The sequence below is a fragment of the Streptomyces sp. MI02-7b genome (genome assembly GCF_033793585.1).
In the GTDB taxonomy this organism is placed as follows: Bacteria; Actinomycetota; Actinomycetes; order Streptomycetales; family Streptomycetaceae; genus Actinacidiphila.
The window spans coordinates 1-19,401 of the sequence record NZ_JARAWX010000036.1 but is presented as its reverse complement, the minus strand read 5'-3'; the positions used below and the strand labels follow the sequence as shown (position 1 = coordinate 19,401).

At 71.2% G+C, this 19,401-nt stretch carries 14 protein-coding genes; 10 read left to right on the top strand and 4 right to left on the bottom strand.

Annotation, left to right across the window (positions count from 1 at the left end):
• Nucleotides 1–54: 54 nt before the first annotated feature.
• Complete coding sequence (eccCa, locus tag PV364_RS37155; RefSeq protein WP_319665343.1) at nucleotides 55–4,008, bottom strand: type VII secretion protein EccCa; 3,954 nt, start codon at nucleotides 4,006–4,008, stop codon at nucleotides 55–57.
• Nucleotides 4,009–4,303: 295 nt separating this feature from the next.
• Between eccCa and eccD the strand changes: the two genes are divergently transcribed.
• The 6 genes from eccD (at nucleotide 4,304) to PV364_RS37125 (ending at nucleotide 11,458) form a co-directional block, all read left to right on the top strand.
• A complete protein-coding gene (gene eccD / locus PV364_RS37150; protein WP_319665342.1) occupies nucleotides 4,304–5,773 on the top strand; it encodes a type VII secretion integral membrane protein EccD in 1,470 nt (489 codons plus the stop codon).
• A 193-nt stretch (nucleotides 5,774–5,966) separates the two neighbouring features.
• Nucleotides 5,967–6,254, top strand: a complete 288-nt coding sequence (gene rpsO / locus PV364_RS37145) for a 30S ribosomal protein S15 (protein ID WP_319665341.1) — start codon at nucleotides 5,967–5,969, stop codon at nucleotides 6,252–6,254.
• Between the two features lie 292 nt (nucleotides 6,255–6,546).
• A complete protein-coding gene (locus PV364_RS37140) occupies nucleotides 6,547–8,784 on the top strand; it encodes a polyribonucleotide nucleotidyltransferase (protein WP_319665340.1) in 2,238 nt (745 codons plus the stop codon).
• The gene (locus PV364_RS37135) at nucleotides 8,781–10,157 is read left to right on the top strand and encodes a pitrilysin family protein (protein WP_319665339.1); all 1,377 of its coding nucleotides are present in this window, start codon (nucleotides 8,781–8,783) and stop codon (nucleotides 10,155–10,157) included. The genes PV364_RS37140 and PV364_RS37135 overlap by 4 nt, the downstream gene beginning before the upstream one ends.
• 53 nt (nucleotides 10,158–10,210) lie before the next feature.
• The gene (gene dapB / locus PV364_RS37130) at nucleotides 10,211–10,963 is read left to right on the top strand and encodes a 4-hydroxy-tetrahydrodipicolinate reductase (RefSeq protein WP_319665338.1); all 753 of its coding nucleotides are present in this window, start codon (nucleotides 10,211–10,213) and stop codon (nucleotides 10,961–10,963) included.
• 45 nt (nucleotides 10,964–11,008) lie between these two features.
• Nucleotides 11,009–11,458 (top strand): hypothetical protein, encoded by a 450-nt coding sequence (locus PV364_RS37125; protein WP_319665337.1) that lies wholly within the window; start codon nucleotides 11,009–11,011, stop codon nucleotides 11,456–11,458.
• A 25-nt stretch (nucleotides 11,459–11,483) separates the two neighbouring features.
• Here PV364_RS37125 and argB read toward each other — a convergent pair whose 3' ends face one another.
• Together argB and PV364_RS41435 are read right to left on the bottom strand one after the other, a co-directional pair.
• Entirely contained in the window at nucleotides 11,484–12,344 is an 861-nt protein-coding gene (argB, locus tag PV364_RS37120) for an acetylglutamate kinase (RefSeq protein ID WP_319665336.1), read from the bottom strand.
• A 208-nt stretch (nucleotides 12,345–12,552) separates the two neighbouring features.
• Complete coding sequence (locus PV364_RS41435) at nucleotides 12,553–13,254, bottom strand: hypothetical protein (protein ID WP_415924662.1); 702 nt, start codon at nucleotides 13,252–13,254, stop codon at nucleotides 12,553–12,555.
• A gap of 17 nt (nucleotides 13,255–13,271) precedes the next feature.
• Between PV364_RS41435 and PV364_RS37105 the strand changes: the two genes are divergently transcribed.
• Nucleotides 13,272–13,562: a hypothetical protein gene (locus PV364_RS37105; protein ID WP_319665385.1), complete on the top strand. Its 291-nt coding sequence runs from the start codon at nucleotides 13,272–13,274 to the stop codon at nucleotides 13,560–13,562.
• Nucleotides 13,563–13,848: 286 nt separating this feature from the next.
• On the opposite strand, the gene PV364_RS37100 is transcribed toward PV364_RS37105, so the two are convergent.
• Entirely contained in the window at nucleotides 13,849–14,400 is a 552-nt protein-coding gene (locus tag PV364_RS37100; protein ID WP_319665335.1) for a hypothetical protein, read from the bottom strand.
• 154 nt (nucleotides 14,401–14,554) lie between these two features.
• Here PV364_RS37100 and thyX point away from each other — a divergent pair, with 154 nt between their 5' ends.
• From thyX to PV364_RS37085, 3 genes are all read left to right on the top strand, one after another.
• The gene (gene thyX / locus PV364_RS37095; protein ID WP_319665334.1) at nucleotides 14,555–16,219 is read left to right on the top strand and encodes an FAD-dependent thymidylate synthase; all 1,665 of its coding nucleotides are present in this window, start codon (nucleotides 14,555–14,557) and stop codon (nucleotides 16,217–16,219) included.
• Between the two features lie 168 nt (nucleotides 16,220–16,387).
• The gene (gene dapA, locus PV364_RS37090) at nucleotides 16,388–17,296 is read left to right on the top strand and encodes a 4-hydroxy-tetrahydrodipicolinate synthase (protein ID WP_319665333.1); all 909 of its coding nucleotides are present in this window, start codon (nucleotides 16,388–16,390) and stop codon (nucleotides 17,294–17,296) included.
• A 126-nt stretch (nucleotides 17,297–17,422) separates the two neighbouring features.
• Nucleotides 17,423–19,108: a ribonuclease J gene (locus tag PV364_RS37085; RefSeq protein ID WP_319665332.1), complete on the top strand. Its 1,686-nt coding sequence runs from the start codon at nucleotides 17,423–17,425 to the stop codon at nucleotides 19,106–19,108.
• Nucleotides 19,109–19,401 lie beyond the last annotated feature (293 nt).

Below are 19,401 nucleotides of genomic sequence, written 5' to 3'. Positions count from 1 at the left end.
GCGGGGCGGACCCTTCGCCCCGCCCCGCCCCGCTCCGTGCCGCTCCGTGCCGCGTCAGCTCTCCGGCAGGAAACCCGTCTGGATCAGCTGGTTGCCGCGCCGCCGGGTGAGGAACTGCGCCCGCCCCGGCGGCAGTTTGGCCGCCTTGGTGTTGCCGAAGACGGGCCCCTCGCCCGGGTCGCCGGACAGGACGATCCCGGTCGCGCCGAGCTCCTTGGTCCGGGTGAGGAAGGGTTCGAAGGACGACCGCGAGGCCCCCGAGGTGCTGCGCGACAGGATGATGCGCAGGCCCAGGTCACGGGCGAACGGCAGGTACTCCATCAGCACCTGCATCGGGTTGCCCATCGAGGTCGCGACCAGGTCGTAGTCGTCGACGAAGACCCACGCGTCCGGCTCGCTGTACCAGCTGCGGTTGCGCAGTTGCTCGGGCGTGACGTCCTGGCCGGGCATCCGTCGGCCCATCGAGCCGGCCAGCGACTCCATGACCTCCTGCAACTGCGGGCCGGAGGCGCAGTACTTGTACATGTGGCTCTCCGGTACCTGGCCGAGCAGCGCCCGGCGGAAGTCGGAGACCACGAACAGCGCCTTGCCGGGCTCGTAGCGCTCGCTGACCTGCTTGGCGATCAGCCGCAGCAGCGAGGACTTGCCGGACTCGCTCTCGCCGTAGATCACCATCAGAGGATCGGTCTCGAAGTCCACGAACACCGGGGAGAGCGTGAGCTCGTCGACGCCGATCGCGATGCCGCGGTCGGAGAAGTCGCCGCCCTTGGGGAGTTCGGTCGACGGCAGCATCGTCGGCAGCATCCGCACCTTCGGCGCGACCGGGCCCGGCCAGCCCGCGTTGACCTGGGCGACGAGCTGCGCCATGCCGTCGGACAGGTCCTCGACCCCCGAGGAGGCGTCGATGCGCGGCAGCGCCGCCAGATAGTCCAGCTTCTCCGGGGACAGGCCGCGGCCGGGCTTGCCGACCGGTACGTTCTCCGCGCGCCGGCGGTCGAACTCGGACTCCATCGGGTCGCCGAGCCGCAGCTCCAGCCGGCTGAGGATCTGGTCGCGCAGCGCGGGCCGGATCTCGGTGTAGCGCGTGGCGGTGACGATCAGGTGGATACCGAAGCCCAGGCCCCGGGCGGCGATGTCGTTGATGACCGGGTCGAGTATCTCGTAGTCGGTCTTGAACGTGCCCCAGCCGTCGATGACGAGGAAGACGTCGCCCCACGGCTGGTCCGGGAAGTGCCCCGCCGCCCGCCGGGAGCGGAAGGTGTTCATCGAGTCGATGACGTTGCTGCGGAAGAACTCCTCGCGGGCATTGAGGATGCCGTGCACCTCGGCGACGGTGCGGCGGACCTTCTCCGCGTCCAGCCGCGAGGCCACCCCGCCGACGTGCGCCAGCCCGTCCAGTGCCAGCATGCCTCCGCCGCCGAAGTCCAGCGCGTAGAACTGGACCTCCTTCGGGGTGTGGGTCAGCGCGAAGGACGCGATGAGCGAGCGCACCAGCGTGGACTTCCCGGACTGCGGGCCACCGACGACCAGGGCGTGGCCGCCGGAGCTCGACAGGTCGGCGTACATCACGTCACGGCGCTGCTCGAAGGGCTTGTCGACCAGGCCGACCGGCACCGTGAGCTTGCCGGTGGCCGTGTAGCCGTCGGCGTGCAGACCGCGCTCGGTGCTCACCGTCAGCGGGGGCAGCAGCTGGTCGACGCTGAACGGCTCGTCCAGCGGAGGCAGCCACACCTGGTGGGCGGGCGGTCCCTGGCCCTCCAGGCGGCCGACGATCACGTCGAGGACGGTGTCGGCCAGCGCGTCGTCCACCTGGCCGGCCGGTCGTGCCTGCGGCTCCGGCTCGGTGAGGATGCGCACCGGCACCGGCGCCGCGGTGAACAGCACGGGGGAGCGGTCGATGCGCGCCCCGCTCGCCGTCCGCGTGCCCGGCGCGCGGTAGGTGCCGGAGACGTACGCGGCCTTGAACTGCACCATGCTGTCGGTGCCGTACTTCAGGATGCCCGCGCCCGGCACGTTGGGCAGGTGATAGGCGTCCGGCACGCCGATCGCGGTGCGGGACTCGGCGGCGGAGAAGGTGCGCAGACCGATGCGGTAGGACAGGAAGGTGTCCAAGCCGCGCAGCTTGCCCTCCTCCAGGCGCTGCGAGGCGAGCAGCATGTGCACACCCAGTGACCGGCCGATGCGGCCGATCTGGATGAACATCTCGATGAAGTCGGGCTTGGCGGCGAGCAGTTCGGAGAACTCGTCGATGATCAGCACGAGCGAGGGCAGCGGGTCGAGGGCCGCCCCGGCGGCGCGGGCCTTCTCGTAGTCCGTGATGTTGGCGTAGTTGCCGGACTGCCGCAGCAGCTCCTGGCGGCGGGTGAGCTCGCCGGTGATGGAGTCGCGCATGCGGTCCACCAAGGTCAGCTCGTCGGCGAGATTGGTGATGACCGCCGACACGTGCGGCATGGTGCCCATGCCGGTGAAGGTCGCGCCGCCCTTGAAGTCCGCGAGGACGAAGTTGAGCGTCTCCGAGGAGTGGGTGACCGCCAGGCCCAGCACCAGCGTGCGCAGCAGCTCCGACTTGCCGGAACCGGTCGCGCCGACGCACAGCCCGTGCGGGCCCATGCCCTCCTGCGAGGCCTCCTTGATGTCCAGCATGACCGCTTCGCCGGTCTCGCCCAGGCCGATCGGCACGCGCAGCCGCTCGTGCAGGGTCCGCGGCCGCCAGGTCCGGGAGACGTCCACGGAGGACGCGTCGCCGATCCCCATCAGGTCGGTGAAGTCCAGGTTCGCCAGCAGCGGTTCGTCGGCGTCGGCCGCGCCCAGGCGCAGCGGCGCCAGCTGCCGCGCCAGCGACTCGGCCTGCACCGGGGACAGCACGTCCGGGGTGCCGACGAAGGTGCCCGCGCCGGCCTCCAGGTAGAGCTGGTCCCGCCACACCTGGATCGACAGCGAGCCGCGCATCTCGTCCAGCTCGCCGGGGACGACCTCCAGGATCGTCACACCCTGCAGCCCCTCGGCCGAGGCGATCACCGAGTCCGCTGGGACGCCGCCGCCGTCGAGCACGATCACCACGTGCGGCTGGTCGAGGACCGCCTGGCCCTCGCGGTTGAAGCGCGGGCGGCCGTCGAGTTCGTCGGCGAGCAGTTCCTCGACCTCGCCGAGGTCGCCGCAGACCAGCCGGCGCGAGCCGGCGCCGTCCTGCTCCTTGTGCTGCGCGTGCGGCAGCCACTTCGTCCACTCCCACTCCGACTGCGCGCCCGGCGCCGCGACCACGGCGACCACCAGGTCCTCGGGCGAGTGCAGGGAGCACAACTGGCCGACGACGGAACGGGTCTGGCCGTACACGGTGTCCGGGTCGCCGGATATCGTCACGTGGTAGAAGGAGCGCAGCCCCACCGCCAGCGGCAGGTTGTCCAGCGAGCCGTGCGCGGCGATGAACTGCTGCATCGAGTGGGCGGTCAGCGGCTCCAGTTCGTCCACCGGAGCGGTCTCCGGCGCGACGATCGGGGTGGACAGCTGCTGCGGTCCGAGCCCGACCCGCACCTGCGCGAAGTCGGCGTCGGAGGAACGGCGTTCCCACACCCGCGAGCGCTCGGCGACCAGCGCCCACAGCTGCTCGGGAGCCGGGTGCAGGTAATACTGTGCGTCACGCTGCTTGCGGGCGGTCTTGCGCACCCCGCGCCGCACCTGCGCCAGGTACTTGAGGTAGTCGCGGCGGGCCTCGGCCATCTGGCCGGAAGGGCCCTTGCGGGAGCGGACGATCTGGGCCACCACCATCGCCAGGGTGGAGCCCATCATCAGCACGCCCATGATCTTCATGAACCCGCCGGAGCCCCCGCTCCCCGTGGGCAGGAAGAAGAAGGCCGCCGACGAACCCATGCCGAGCATCGGCAGCAGGTTCATGAGCAGGCCCTGGTCCTCGCCGCGCGGCAGTTCGGGCGGGGCTACGAGCCGTACCTCCTCATTCGGCACCTCCGGCGGGTATACCCGCGGCGGGCGTTTGATGACGACCACGCTCACCGATGCACCAGTCCTTCACGCGAATCGCAGTTTCGGGCCGCCCCCGTGGCGACGGTCCCCCGTATGGCACGTCCCGGTCGCCCACCGGCCCCTCGGGGGCCGGGCATTGGACCACAGGCAGGTGGCGATCCTACTGGGCATGACAGTCGCGGGGCAGTGGGACAGCTGGGGGGCAAGGGACTTGGGGCACGGGGTAGGGTGACGGATCGCGAAGCGCGGACGGGGGTCCGACCCTGGACGGCCGCGTCGATGCCACCCCAAACCACCCACTGCCGGACGAGGGGGACAACTCCAGGTGAGCACGGTCTCAGCAACCGGATTCTGCAGAGTCACGGTGGCGGCGCCGAACAGCCGGATCGACGTGGCACTCCCGGAGGACGTGCCGCTCTCCGACATCTATCCGGAGATCCTGCGCCTGTCGGGCCAGACCCCGGAAGAAGCCGCACCCACCGGCTACAACTTGGTCCGCAGGGACGGCAGGGTGCTCGACGACACCCTCTCCCTGACCGAACAGCGCGTGCACGACGGCGAGTTGCTCCTTCTGCGTCCTTTCGCCGACTCGCTGCCGCCCGCCGTCTTCGACGACGTGGTCGACGCGGTCGCCACCGCCGTCCAGACCGACCGGCGCAGCTGGAACGACGCGTTGATGCGCGGCGTGGGCCTGACCGCCGGCGTCGTCCTGCTCGCCCTGATGGCCTTCGTGCTGTGGTTCTCCGAGCCGGTCAAGCACGACATGCACGGCCTGCCCGGCGTCCTCGCCGGCGCCGCCGGCCTGGTGCTGGTCGCGCTGGCGGGCGTGCGTGCGCGGGTGTACGACGACCGGCACTCCGCCGTCGCCCTCGGCCTGTCCTCGCTGCCGCTGCTGCTGGTCGCCGGCTCCGGTGTGATGGGCGTCGACAAGGGCGAGGGCCCGGGCCGGCTGCACTTCCTCATCGGCTGCGTCGTGGTGCTGACCGCGTCGGTGCTGCTCGTGCTGCTGCTGCCGCAGGGCGACGCCCCGTTCGTCGCGGCGTCCTTCACCGCCGGTGTCGGCACCCTCGCCACCTTCGTGGCGATCCTCACCGAGGCCGCGCCGCGCGAGGCCGCCGCCGTCACCGCCGTCGTCATGATCGCCGTCGTCGGGTTCCTGCCCGGCTGGTCGGCCCGCTTCGCACGGCTGCCGATCGGTTTCCGCTCGCCCGACCAGGTCGCGAGCCGGCACCGCGGCGACGCCGAGCGACAGGGGGAGGAGGAGCCGGTCGACTTCGAGCGGATCACCAACCAGGCCCGTCGCGGCCACGAGCTGCTGCTCGGCCTGGTCGCCGGCTGCGCCGCCGCGATCGTCGGCTCCGCAGGCGTCGTGCTGGGCTTCTCCGACGACGGCTGGGCTCAGCTGCTCGCGCTGGTCATGGGCCTGGCGACGCTGATGCGCGCCCGGCTGTTCCGCTACACCTCACAGGTCGTGACGCTGATGGTGGCCGGCGTGGTCACCGTCGGCCTGCTGGTCATCGGGCTCGCGCTCAACCTGCCGACGGACATCCTCGCCGACCTGCTGCGCGGCAACCACTCCTCGCTGGACATCCGCACCGTGTGGCTGTCGGCCGCGGTGGCCCTGGGTGCCGCCCTGCTGGTCGCCATCGCCCTGGTCGTCCCGAGCAAGGGAGTCACCCCCTTCTGGGGCCGGATGCTGGACCTGGCCGAGGCCACCGTCCTGCTGTCGCTGATCCCGATCTGCCTGGCCGTCCTCGACCTGTACGCCGAGGCCCGCGGCATGACGAGCGGCTGAGGGGCCCCCGCGCCCCTGTGCCGCCCGTGGCACCCGCCACCCCGGACCCGGACATCGCACGGGGCCCGGGGTGGTACTCTGTGTAACCGATGCGTCTGCCCCCGTGCGGCGCGTCCCGCCTTCCGAGTCATCGCAGATTCCCCTGTGACACAGACCAGGGGCGCTCGAAGGCACCGACACACAAGGAGACCGTATGTCGCTCGACGTCGCGACGAAGAAGCAGATCATCGCCGAGTTCGGCACCAAGGAGGGCGACACCGGCTCCCCCGAGGTCCAGGTCGCGCTGCTCTCGCGCCGCATCACCGACCTGACCGAGCACCTCAAGACCCACAAGCACGACCACCACTCCCGTCGTGGTCTGCTGATCCTGGTCGGCCAGCGTCGCCGCCTGCTGCAGTACCTGGCCAAGAAGGACATCCAGCGCTTCCGTGCGCTCGTCGACCGCCTCGGCATCCGCCGCGGCGCGGCCGGCGCCCGCTGAGACGCCGTAGAGGGAGCGGTTCCCGTCCGGGAGCCGCTCCCTTGGCGTACGTGGGGAACCGCGCTGGGCGCGAGACCGGGACCGAAGCTTTGTAGGCTGGTCCCATACACAACGCCATAGAGCATGCGGAGGGAGCGTCCTCCTAAACGCCACCAGAGCCGGTCCTCGGTAGTGGCCCCCGGGCAGCACGTACGTCCCGGTGGCTTCGATCGAAGACCGGCCCGGCGGGACGCCCCTCCACCGACGGCCACCGGGAAGACGCCCGGCGGCACGAAAGAGGAGAATCCCCATAGTGGAGAACGAGACCCACTACGCCGAAGCCGTGATCGACAACGGCAGCTTCGGCACCCGTACGATCCGTTTCGAGACGGGCCGCCTGGCCCGTCAGGCCGCCGGTTCGGCCGTGGCCTACCTGGACGACGACACCATGGTGCTGTCGGCCACCACCGCTTCGAAGCACCCGAAGGACCAGCTCGACTTCTTCCCCCTCACGGTGGACGTCGAGGAGCGCATGTACGCGGCCGGGCGGATCCCCGGTTCCTTCTTCCGTCGTGAGGGCCGTCCCTCCGAGGACGCGATCCTCACCTGCCGCCTGATCGACCGCCCGCTGCGCCCGTCCTTCAAGAAGGGCCTGCGCAACGAGATCCAGGTCGTGGCGACGATCATGGCGCTCAACCCCGACCACCTCTACGACGTGGTCGCCATCAACGCCGCCTCCTGCTCCACGCAGCTGGCCGGCCTGCCGTTCTCCGGCCCGATCGGCGGCGTCCGCGTCGCGCTGATCCGCGGCCAGTGGGTCGCCTTCCCGACCCACAGCGAGCTGGAGGAGGCCGTCTTCGACATGGTCGTGGCCGGCCGCACCCTCGAGGACGGCGATGTCGCGATCATGATGGTGGAGGCCGAGGCCACCACCCAGACGATCAAGCTGGTCGAGGGCGGCGCCGAGGCGCCGACCGAGGAGATCGTCGCGGCCGGCCTGGACGCCTCCAAGCCGTTCATCAAGGTGCTGTGCAAGGCGCAGGCCGACCTGGCCGCCAAGGCCGCCAAGGAGACCGCCGAGTTCCCGATCTTCCTGGACTACCAGGACGACGTGTTCGAGGCGCTCGAGTCGGCCGTCGCGGACGAGCTCAAGCAGGCGCTGACCATCGCCGGCAAGCAGGCCCGCGAGGCCGAGCTCGACCGTGTGAAGGCGCTCGCCGCCGAGAAGCTGCTGCCGCAGTTCGAGGGCCGCGAGAAGGAGATCTCCGCCGCCTACCGCTCGCTGACCAAGAAGCTGGTCCGCGCGCGCGTCATCAAGGACAAGGTCCGCATCGACGGCCGCGGTGTCACCGACATCCGCACCCTGGCCGCCGAGGTCGAGGCCATCCCGCGGGTGCACGGCTCGGCGCTGTTCGAGCGCGGCGAGACCCAGATCCTGGGTGTCACCACGCTGAACATGCTGCGCATGGAGCAGCAGCTGGACACGCTGGCGCCCGAGACGCGCAAGCGGTACATGCACAACTACAACTTCCCGCCGTACTCCACCGGTGAGACCGGCCGCGTCGGCTCCCCGAAGCGCCGCGAGATCGGCCACGGCGCGCTCGCCGAGCGGGCGCTGCTGCCGGTCCTGCCGACCCGCGAGGAGTTCCCCTACGCGATCCGCCAGGTCTCCGAGGCGCTGGGCTCCAACGGCTCCACCTCCATGGGCTCGGTCTGCGCCTCCACCATGTCGCTGCTGAACGCCGGTGTGCCGCTGAAGGCCCCCGTCGCCGGTATCGCCATGGGCCTGATCTCCCAGGAGATCGAGGGCGAGACCCACTACGTCACCCTCACCGACATCCTCGGTGCGGAGGACGCCTTCGGCGACATGGACTTCAAGGTCGCCGGCACCAAGCAGTTCGTCACGGCGCTGCAGCTGGACACCAAGCTCGACGGCATCCCGGCGTCGGTCCTGGCCGCGGCCCTCAAGCAGGCCCGCGACGCCCGTCTGCACATCCTCGACGTGATGATGGAGGCGATCGACACTCCGGACGAGATGTCGCCGAACGCCCCGCGCATCATCACCGTCAAGATCCCGGTGGACAAGATCGGTGAGGTCATCGGCCCCAAGGGCAAGATGATCAACCAGATCCAGGAGGACACCGGCGCCGAGATCACCATCGAGGACGACGGCACCATCTACATCGGTGCCGCCGACGGCCCGTCGGCCGAGGCCGCCCGCACCGTGATCAACGGCATCGCCAACCCGACGATGCCCGAGGTCGGCGAGCGGTACCTGGGCACGGTCGTGAAGACCACCACCTTCGGTGCCTTCGTCTCCCTGCTCCCGGGCAAGGACGGCCTGCTGCACATCTCGCAGATCCGCAAGCTGGCCGGCGGCAAGCGCGTGGAGAACGTCGAGGACGTCCTCCCCGTGGGCACCAAGGTCCAGGTCGAGATCGCCGAGATCGACCAGCGCGGCAAGCTCTCGCTGATCCCCGTCATCGAAGGGGAAGAGAACGGCGCCGACGGCGCTGCCGACGACAAGTCCGAGGACGCGTCCGAGCAGTGACCGACCGCTCCACTCGTGTGACGGCCCGCCCCTCCACCAAGGGGCGGGCCGTCCGCACGCAGACCCTGCTCCCCGGCCTCGACGGCATCGGCACCGTGCGTCGCAGCGTCCTGCCCGGAGGGCTGCGCGTCGTCACCGAGACGCTGCCCACGGTGCGTTCGGCGACCTTCGGGATCTGGGCCGCCGTCGGCTCCCGCGACGAGACCCCGGCCCTGAACGGCGCCACGCACTATCTGGAGCACCTGCTCTTCAAGGGCACGGCACGGCGCAGCGCGCTGGAGATCTCGTCCGCGATCGACGCGGTCGGCGGCGAGATGAACGCCTTCACCGCCAAGGAGTACACGTGCTACTACGCACGTGTCCTCGACACCGATCTGCCGCTCGCCATCGACGTGGTCGCCGACATGCTGACCGGCTCGCTCATCCGCCAGGAGGACATCGACGCCGAGCGCGGCGTCGTCCTGGAGGAGATCGCGATGACCGAGGACGACCCCGGGGACCAGGTGCACGACCTGTTCGCCACGGCGCTGCTGGGGGACTCCCCGCTGGGCCGCCCGGTGCTCGGCACCGTCGAGACCATCAACGCCCTCACCCGCGACCAGGTGCACCGCTTCTACCGGAAGCACTACGACCCCACCCGGCTCGTCGTCGCCGCGGCCGGCAACATCGACCACGACGCCGTCGTCCGGCAGGTGCGCCGGGCCTTCGAGGACGCGGGCGCGCTCCGCGACCCCGAGGCCGTGCCCCGGCCGCCGCGCGGCGGCAGCAAGACGCTGCGCAGCCAGGGCCGGGTCGAGGTGCTGGAACGGCGGACCGAGCAGGCCCACGTGGTGCTCGGCATGCCCGGCCTGTCCCGGCACGACGACCGGCGCTGGGCGATGGGCGTGCTCAACACGGCACTCGGCGGCGGCATGAGCTCGCGGCTGTTCCAGGAGGTCCGCGAGAAGCGCGGCCTCGCCTACAGCGTGTACTCCTACACCTCGTCCTTCGCCGACAGCGGCCTGTTCGGGGTGTACGCCGGCTGCCAGCCGCGCCGGGTGCCCGAGGTGCTGAAGATCTGCCGCGAGGAGCTCCACAAGGTCGCCGAGAACGGCCTCGACGACGAGGAACTGCGGCGCGCCGTCGGCCAGTTCTCCGGCTCGACCGTGCTCAGCCTGGAGGACACCGGCGCCCTGATGAACCGCATCGGCAAGAGCGAGCTGTGCTGGGGCGAGCAGATGTCGGTGGACGCCACCTTGGAGAGGATCGCCGCGGTGACCCCCGAGGAGGTCCGCGCGGTCGCCCGGGACGTGCTCGGGCAGCGGCCCTCGCTGGCCGTCATAGGCCCGCTCAAGGACAAGCAGGTCGCCCGCCTGCACGATTGCGTGGTCTGAGCGGCCAGTCGTACCCAGCCCTACCCAGCCCTACCGACCGAAGGACAGGAACGATGAGCACAATCCGCGTGGGTGTGATCGGGGCTCGTGGCCGTATGGGCACGGAGGCGGTCAAGGCCGTCGAGGCCGCCGGGGACATGGAGCTGGTCGCCGCCATCGGCCGCGAGGACAAGCTGGAGGCGCTGGCCGAGAACGGCGCGCAGGTCGCGATCGAACTGACCGCGCCCGGCTCGGTCATGGGCAACCTCGACTTCTGCCTGCGGCACGGCATCCACGCGGTCGTCGGCACCACCGGCTGGACCGACGAGCGCCTGGACACCCTGCGCGGCTGGCTCGGCGCCGCCCCGGGCACGGGCGTGCTCATCGCCCCCAACTTCGGCATCGGCGCGGTGCTGACGATGCGCTTCGCCCGCCAGGCCGCCCGCTTCTTCGAGTCCGCGGAGATCGTCGAACTGCACCACCCCGACAAGGTCGACGCCCCGAGCGGCACGGCCGCCCGCACCGCCCAGCTGATCGCCGACGCCCGCCGCGAGGCGGGGCTCGGCGCCCAGCCGGACGCCACCGCCACCGCCCTGGACGGGGCGCGCGGCGCCGACGTGGAGGGGGTCCCGGTGCACTCGGTGCGGCTGCGCGGGCTCGTCGCCCACCAGGAGGTCCTCTTCGGCGACGCCGGCGAGGTCCTCACCATCCGCCACGACTCCATGAACCGCGCCTCCTTCATGCCGGGCGTCCTGCTCGGCGTGCGGCGGGTCGTCTCCACGCCGGGGCTCACCTTCGGCCTGGAGCACTTCATGGACCTGGACTGAGAGTCCGCCACCGAGAGCCACAGACCGAGAGCCGGATCGCCCATCATGCGCGCAAAGATCACCTACTTCGTCACCGCCGCCGTCCTCGTCGTGTACTTCGCCCTGGTCGGCGCCCGCGGCGTGTGGCTGATCCAGGACGGCCGCCCGGTCACGGTCGTCCTCGGCCTGGCGGTCCTCGTCCTGCCGCTGATCGGCGTGTGGTTCCTGGTCCGTACGACCCAGTTCGCGCGCGACGCGGGCCGGCTGGCCCGGGAGCTGGAGGCCGAGGGCGGCCTGCCCGAGGACGAGTTGGTGCGCACCCCCAGCGGCCGGATCGACCGCTCCTCGGCGGACGCGGTGTTCGCCCGGCGCAAGGCGGAGACGGAGGCCTCACCGGAGGACTGGCGCACCTGGTTCCGGCTCGCCGTCGCCTACCACGACGCCCGGGACACCCCGCGGGCCCGCAAGGCGATGCAGCGCGCGATCGCCCTGCGCGGCCGTGCGCCGCAGACGTGACAGGGCTCTGAGGGCGGCCGGCCGGTCAGCCGGGCAGCACCGTCGTGCCGCCACCGGTGGGACCGCCGGCCAGGGCGTGCAGCAGGGCGTGCGGGACGCGGCCGTCCAGGACCCGGGCGGAGCCGACGCCCGCCCGGACCGCCAGCAGGCAGCCGCGCATCTTCGGGCCCATGCCGCCGCCGAGCGAGGGCAGCATCGTCTCCAGTTCGTCGGCGGTGAGCCGGTCCATCACCCGCTCGCGGCGCGGCCAGTCCGCGTACAGCCCCGGCACGTCGGTGAGGACGACCAGGGAGTCGGCACCCAGGGCGGCGGCGATCGCGCCCGCGGCCGTGTCGGCGTTGACGTTGTAGGCCTGGCCGTCGGTGCCGCGGCCGATGGGGGAGACCACCGGGATGTGGCCGTGGTCCAGGAGCACGTCCACGGCGCCGGTGTTGACCTCGGTCACGTCCCCGACCAGCCCGATGTCCACGAGTTCGCCGTCGACCTCGGCGTAGCGGCGTACCGCGGTCAGCGTGTGCGCGTCCTCGCCGGTGAGCCCGACCGCGTACGGGCCGTGCCGGTTGAGCAGACCGACGAGTTCGCGCTGCACCTTGCCCGCCAGCACCATCCGTACGACGTCCAGCGTCTCCGGAGTGGTGACGCGCAGTCCGGCCAGGAAACGGGCCTGCACGCCCATGCGCTCCAGGTGGGCGCTGATCTGCGGGCCGCCGCCGTGCACGACGACCGGCCGCACCCCGGCACGCCGCAGCCGCACCACGTCGTCGGCGAAGGCGGCGAGCAGCGCGTCGTCCGTCATGGCGTGGCCGCCGTACTTGACCACCACCGTGCGGCCGCGCAGGAGTTCCAGCGCGGGAACCGGCGAGGCGGAGGTGAGGAGGGCGGTCACGGACGGGCCGGACGGTCGTCGCGGGGGAACGGGTCGGAAGGGGGGCCGGACGGTCCGTGCACCAGTCGCTCCAGGTCCTCGTCGGGGTCGGCTCGTCCGGGCGCCGTCGCCAGGGCGTCGGGCGGGCCGGGCCGGAACGTAACAGGCTCAGGGAAACGCGCGATGACCGTCGGCTGTCCGTCCGGCCCCGGCGGCACGTTCGTGGGTGTCACACCGCCGCCGCGCGCCGGGCGGCGGACGGCGGGCGGATCGGGAAGTCGCCGGTGCCGACGGCCTGTACGCCGACGGCACCGGCACGACCAGGACGCAGAGCGCACCCACCAGCGCCGCGCGCGGCCGCAGGCGGATCGACGCCCACGCCGATCGTGACGGCGGCGACCTGGAGTGCGGAGGGACGGGGGAGCACCCGCCCGAGCAGGTCCGCGCCGAGCAGCACGACCGGGCCGGGCACCGCGCGGTACGGCAGCATCCAGCGCTGGTCGGGCCCGGTCGGGGCGCGCACCATCAGCCCGGCGAAGACCAGCGGCCCGCAGGCCGGTCGCCGCCCCGCACAGCAGGGTGACCGCGACGATGACGGCGGCTCAGGACGAGCGCCGGCCGGTGCGCGCCGCGCGGGTACGGCCACGCGCCCCCGCCCGACCGTGTACACGAGCACCGACACCACGGCCGCGCCCGCGAACCACACGCCGCACATCGACTCGTCCATCTGGGCCGCCGAGAGCTCCACCTCCGGCGACGTCGCCGCCACCTTGCGCAAGGAGTGGGAGGCCCAGCACCCGGGCGGCGAGGTGATCTGCCGGGACCTTTCCGCCGAACCCGTGCCGCACCTCGACGCCGTGCTGATCAGCGCGCCGATGTACAGCCGCACATTCCCGTCGACGCCGAAGGCCTGGCTGGACCAGGTGATCACCCTGGGCCGCACCGGAGGTGGTCGCTCCGAGGAAGGCGATCTCCACGGTCAGCGTTCTCGGCTGCGTCCGCGGCGAGTTCAGCGTCGAGAAGTACGCGACCCTGCGGCCCGAACTCCTCCCGACGCACATGTACGACGCCGACGCCCTCTGGCACGTGCCGGACGAGAGCAAGGACATCCCGCACCAACCCCGGTGTCAGCAGCGCGGCGTGGACGTCGTCCCCGAGACGACCGACGGCGGCGACCACCGCGACAGCCTGAGCCGGGAGAACGCGGAGAAGTACGGCGCGGACCTGATGCCGCTCTGACAGCCACGGCACCGCGCCGCAGTCCAAGGCCCCCCAGGCCAAGCCCTCCTGGAACAAGCGCCCCGCGGTGAGGGCGGGTCAGGTCCTCCCCAGGGACGCCGTCCCGCGCTTCTCCTGGGCCGGGGCCGCGCCGCTGCGGGAGGACCTGGCTGCGGCCGTCCAGAAGGCCAGGAAGCTCACCTGACCCCGTTCGCGGGGCCGATCCGCGGGGCCGATGCGGAACGACGACGCCGTCCTGGTCCAGGACGGCGTCGTCGCGCGTACGGTCTTCCGCGGAACCCGCGCCTCAGCGCGGTCCGGCGGCCCAGGCCTCTATGGCGTCGGCCGCCTGGTCGAAGGCCTCCGTGCGGCCCAGGAAGTCCGCGTTGTGGTCGGTCAGCAGCGGGGGCAGCCGCTCGCCGCCCGCCTGGGTGACCACCAGCGCCTGGCCCTGCACCGTGCGCGGCATCGCGAGCCACTTCACCGGCTGCTGGACCGTACGGACCGAGGCCACCCGCTCCCACGGCAGCGTCACCGTGTGGAGCAGCCGGACCTGTCGCACCCCGCGGGCGCTCACCCAGAACCCCACGTGCAGCAGGCGCAGTACCACGGCGATCACCAGCACGGCGCCGCCCGCCGTCCACGTGACCCCGGACCCGCTTCCGGCGAGCCCCATGACCACGGCGGCGAAGAGCATGTACGAGGCGAGCACCAGCAGCAGCGCCGCCGCGCCCACCCGCCAGGGGCCCGGGCGGTACGGACGCGTCCACCGGTCCGCGGACCGGTGGGGGAGTGCGGCGTCGGCGTCAGCGAAGTGCTCGTCATGGCCGCTGTCCGCGGCGAGGAAGGGCAGAGACACACCGTGAGGCTATAGGGGACTGTCGGACCGGGCCACCGCTGGTCGGCCACCGTCGGCCTTTGCGCCGCTTTGTGGCGCGTGCGGGTGTTGTCGGCGATGTCGGCGCTGCCCAATAGGGTGGTCGCCGTCCACAGCGCCAGAGGAAGGACGCCCGGTGACCGACACCTCCGCCGACGATTCCGCAGAGTCCGCAGAGCCCGTGCAGTTCCGCGACGACGTGACCGTCGAGCTCGTCAAGCACAGTGCCTCGGACTCCGACGTCCTGTGGGCCGCTCGGGTCTCCACCGCCGGCGAGCAGTCCCTCGCGGAGATCAGCAAGGACCCCGAGCGATCCAAGGGCCTGATCAACTACCTCATGCGGGACCGCCACGGCAGCCCCTTCGAGCACAACTCGATGACGTTCTTCGTCAGCGCACCGATCTTCGTCTTCCGCGAGTTCATGCGGCACCGGGTCGGCTGGTGCCTCGCGGGCGACACGGAGATCACGCTGGAGAGCGAGGCCGGCACCCTCCGCCGCAGGAGCATCAGGGAACTGCACCGCCTGTGGCACCTGGGCGTCGAGGACCGGCTGCCGGCCTCCGCCGGCGGTGTCACCTGGCACCCTGCGGCGGGCCGCTGGCGGGCGGAGGTCCGACGCGGTGACGAGCGCCACTACCTCGGCCTGCACGAGAGCCGGGAGGCCGCCGAGAGCGCGGTCGTCGAGTTCCGCGAGCAGGACCCGGGCACCCGGCTGCGCACGCTGGAATCCGTCCGCCGCAATCACGTGCGCTGCTACGACGAGGAGACGCTGCTGCCGCGGCGGGCCCGGATCACCGACGTGATGGAGTCGGGCGTCAAGCAACTGCTCAAGATCACCACGTCGTCCGGCCGCGTGCTGCGCTGCTCCGTGGACCACGCCGTCCTGACGCCCGAGGGCTGGGCGAAGGCCGGCGAGCTGGCGGTGGGCGACGCCGTCATGGGCGCGGGCCCCGAGCGGGAGCCCTCGCGGCCGCCGGTGCCCCCGGCCCTGGCGCGGGGCATCGGCGTGTGGACCTCCCGGCAGCGCGAGCGCCTGATCGGCGCGACCGGTACCTGCCACCTGTGCGCCCGCTCCTTCCCCCGCGAGGAACTGGCCCTGGACCACCGGGTCCCCGTGGCCGCGGACCTCGCCCGCGCCCTGGACGAGGGCAACCTGGCCCCCGTGTGCGAGGAGTGTCACACCCGCAAGAGCGGCGAGGAGCAGGCGGCCGCCCAGGACGGCGCCGTGACCGGTACGGCCCTGCCCGACCCGATCGTCTCCATCGCGCAGGACGGCGAGGAGATGACCTACGACCTGTCGGTCGAGGGCCCGTGGCACAACTTCCTGGCCGACGGCATCGTCGTGCACAACTCCTACAACGAGGAGTCGGGCCGCTACCGCGAGTTGCAGCCGGTGTTCTACGTGCCCGGCGAGGACCGCAAGCTGGTGCAGCAGGGGCGGCCGGGGAAGTACGAGTTCGTGCACGGGTCCCCTGAGCAGCACAAGGCGGTCAGCGAGGCCATGGAGGCCTCCTACCGTCAGTCGTACGAGGCGTACCAGAACATGCTGGCCGCCGGCGTGGCCCGCGAGGTGGCCAGGGCGACCCTGCCGGTCGGCCTGTTCTCGTCGATGTACGCCACTTGCAACGCCCGCTCCCTGATGCACTTCCTGGGCCTGCGCACCCAGCACGAGCTGGCCAAGGTGCCGTCCTTCCCGCAGCGGGAGATCGAGATGGTCGGTGAGCGGATGGAAGCCGAATGGGCGAAGCTCATGCCGCTCACGCACAGTGCCTTCAACGCGAACGGCCGGATCGCACCGTAGCGGTACGCCACTCATCCGGAATGTTCCGATTGCCGGGTTTCCTGCAGTTCGTCTAGTCTGCAGAAACGGATTCCGGTGCTGCTTGAACCCCCGAGCAGGCAGCGCCGGAGTCCTCCTCGCAGGTCCCGAGGGGTCCTCCGGACACCGGCACCGAGTAGCGTTGGTCTCATGGCTCCGACCTCCACCCCGCAGACCCCCTTCGGGCGGGTCATGACCGCAATGGTCACGCCGTTCACCGCGGACGGTGCTCTCGACCTCGACGGCGCGCAGCGGCTCGCCGCGCACCTGGTCGACGCAGGCAATGACGGCCTGGTCGTCAACGGCACCACCGGTGAGTCCCCGACCACCAGTGACGTGGAGAAAGAGCAGCTCGTCCGGGCCGTCCTGGAAGCGGTCGGGGACCGCGCCTTCGTGGTGGCCGGCGTCGGCACGAACGACACCCACCACACCGTCGAACTGGCCCGCCAGGCCGAGCGCGCCGGCGCACACGGCCTGCTCGCGGTCACGCCGTACTACAACAAGCCGCCCCAGGAGGGCCTGTACCGCCACTTCAGCACCGTCGCGGACGCCACCGGCCTGCCGGTCATGCTCTACGACATTCCCGGCCGCAGCGGCGTCCCGATCGAGACCGAGACCCTCGTCCGGCTCGCCGAGCACCCCCGGATCGTCGCCAACAAGGACGCCAAGGGCGACCTCGGCGCCGCGAGCTGGACGATCAGCCGCAGCGGCCTCGCCTGGTACTCCGGCGACGACATGCTCAACCTGCCGCTGCTGTCCGTCGGCGCCGTCGGCTTCGTCTCCGTGGTGGGACATCTGGTCACCCCTGAGCTCCGCGCCCTCCTGGAGGCGTATCTCTCCGGTGACGTCCACAAGGCGACCGAGATCCACCAGAAACTGCTCCCCGTCTTCACCGGGATGTTCCGCGCCCAGGGCGTGATCACCACCAAGGCCGCCCTGGCCTGGCGCGGACTCCCGGCCGGACCGCTGCGACTGCCGCTGGTCGGCCTCGACGCGCTCGGCGAGGCGGCGACCGCACAGCTGAAGAAGGATCTGGCCGCCGGCGGGGTACAGCTGTAACCACAGACTTAAAAACTGAATACCGGCCATGAGCAGTACCCGACAGAAGAAAGCACGATGTCACACGCGTCCCGTGCCCCCGGGGGATCCCTCCGGGGGATGCGGCGTGTGTGGTGAGGAGAGACTTTGAGCCATCCGCACCCTGAGCTCGGCCCACCCCCCGCGCTGCCCACGGGCGGCCTGCGGATCACCCCACTCGGCGGTCTCGGTGAGATCGGCCGGAACATGACGGTCTTCGAGTACGCGGGACGCTTGCTGATCGTCGACTGCGGGGTGCTCTTCCCGGAGGAGGAGCAGCCCGGAGTTGACCTGATCCTGCCGGACTTCACGTCGATCCGGGACCGCCTGGACGACGTCGTCGGCATCGTCCTGACCCACGGCCACGAGGACCACATCGGCGCCGTCCCCTTCCTCCTGCGGGAGAAGGACGACATCCCGCTGATCGGTTCCAAGCTGACCCTCGCCCTGATCGAGGCCAAGCTCGCCGAGCACCGGATCAGGCCGTACACCCTCGAGGTCGCCGAGGGGCAGCGCGAGCGCATCGGCCCCTTCGACTGCGAGTTCGTCGCCGTCAACCACTCCATCCCCGACGCACTGGCCGTCGCCATCCGCACCCCGGCCGGCATGGTCGTGCACACCGGCGACTTCAAGATGGACCAGCTGCCGCTCGACAACCGCCTGACCGACCTGCACGCGTTCGCGCGGCTGTCGCAGGAGGGCATCGACCTGCTGCTGTCGGACTCCACCAACGCCGAGGTCCCCGGCTTCATCCCGCACGAGCGGGACATCCTGCCGGTGCTCAGGCAGGTCTTCGCCAAGGCCGAGAAGCGGATCATCGTGGCCAGCTTCGCCAGCCACGTCCACCGCATCCAGCAGGTCCTGGACGCGGCCCACGAACGCGGCCGCAAGGTGGCCTTCATCGGGCGCTCGATGGTCCGCAACATGGGCATCGCCCGCGACCTCGGGTACCTCCGCGTCCCCAATGGCCTCGTCGTCGACGTCAAGACGCTCGACGACATCCCGGACGAGCGGGTCGTGCTGGTCTGCACCGGCTCCCAGGGCGAGCCCATGGCCGCGCTGTCCCGCATGGCCAACCGGGACCACCAGATCCGCATCGTCGAGGGCGACACCGTGGTTCTGGCGTCCTCGCTCATCCCCGGCAACGAGACCGCGGTGTACCGCGTGATCAACGGCCTGACGCGCTGGGGTGCCCACGTCGTGCACAAGGGCAACGCCAAGGTGCACGTCTCCGGCCACGCCTCGGCGGGCGAGCTGTTGTACTTCTACAACATCTGCAAGCCGCGCAACCTCATGCCGGTCCACGGGGAATGGCGCCATCTGCGCGCCAACGCCGACCTCGGCGCGGCGACCGGCATTCCCAAGGAGCGCTGCGTCATCGCCGAGGACGGGGTGGTCGTCGACCTCGTGGACGGCGTCGCCAAGGTCGTCGGCAAGGTCCAGGCCGGGTACGTGTACGTCGACGGGCTCTCCGTCGGCGACGTCACCGAGAGCTCGCTCAAGGACCGCCGCATCCTCGGGGAAGAAGGCATCATCTCGGTCTTCGTCGTCGTGGACGCCAGCACCGGCAAGCTCGTGGGCGGCCCGTTCATCCAGGCCCGCGGCTCCGGTATCGACGACGACGCCTTCGGCGCGGTACTCCCCAAGGTCGAGGAGTCCCTCGCCCGCGCCGCGTCCGACGGTGTCGCCGAGGTGCGTCAACTGCAGCAGCTCATCCGCCGCTCCGTCGGGAAGTGGGTCTCCGACACCTACCGCCGGCGCCCGATGATCCTCCCTGTGGTCGTGGAGGTCTGACGCCCCACCAGGAGCGGGCCGCCCCGATTTGCATCGGGGCGGCCCGCTCCAGTACGTTGTCACAACCCCCGGGACGAAACATCGCGGAAACGTGTGTGCTCGTAATCCGGTGGTAAATCCGACGGAAAGCATCTGCTAAAGTCGGAGTGCGGGAAAGCCGAAAGGCCGGAACGCAAAAGCAGGAAAGTGTGAATCCCCGCCGGCGGGAATCGGGCCCGAAAGAGTCTGATAAGCTGGTGACAACGAAGGGAAAGCCCGGAGGGGCCGGTGAAACGGTCTCGAAGGAAGCTTCC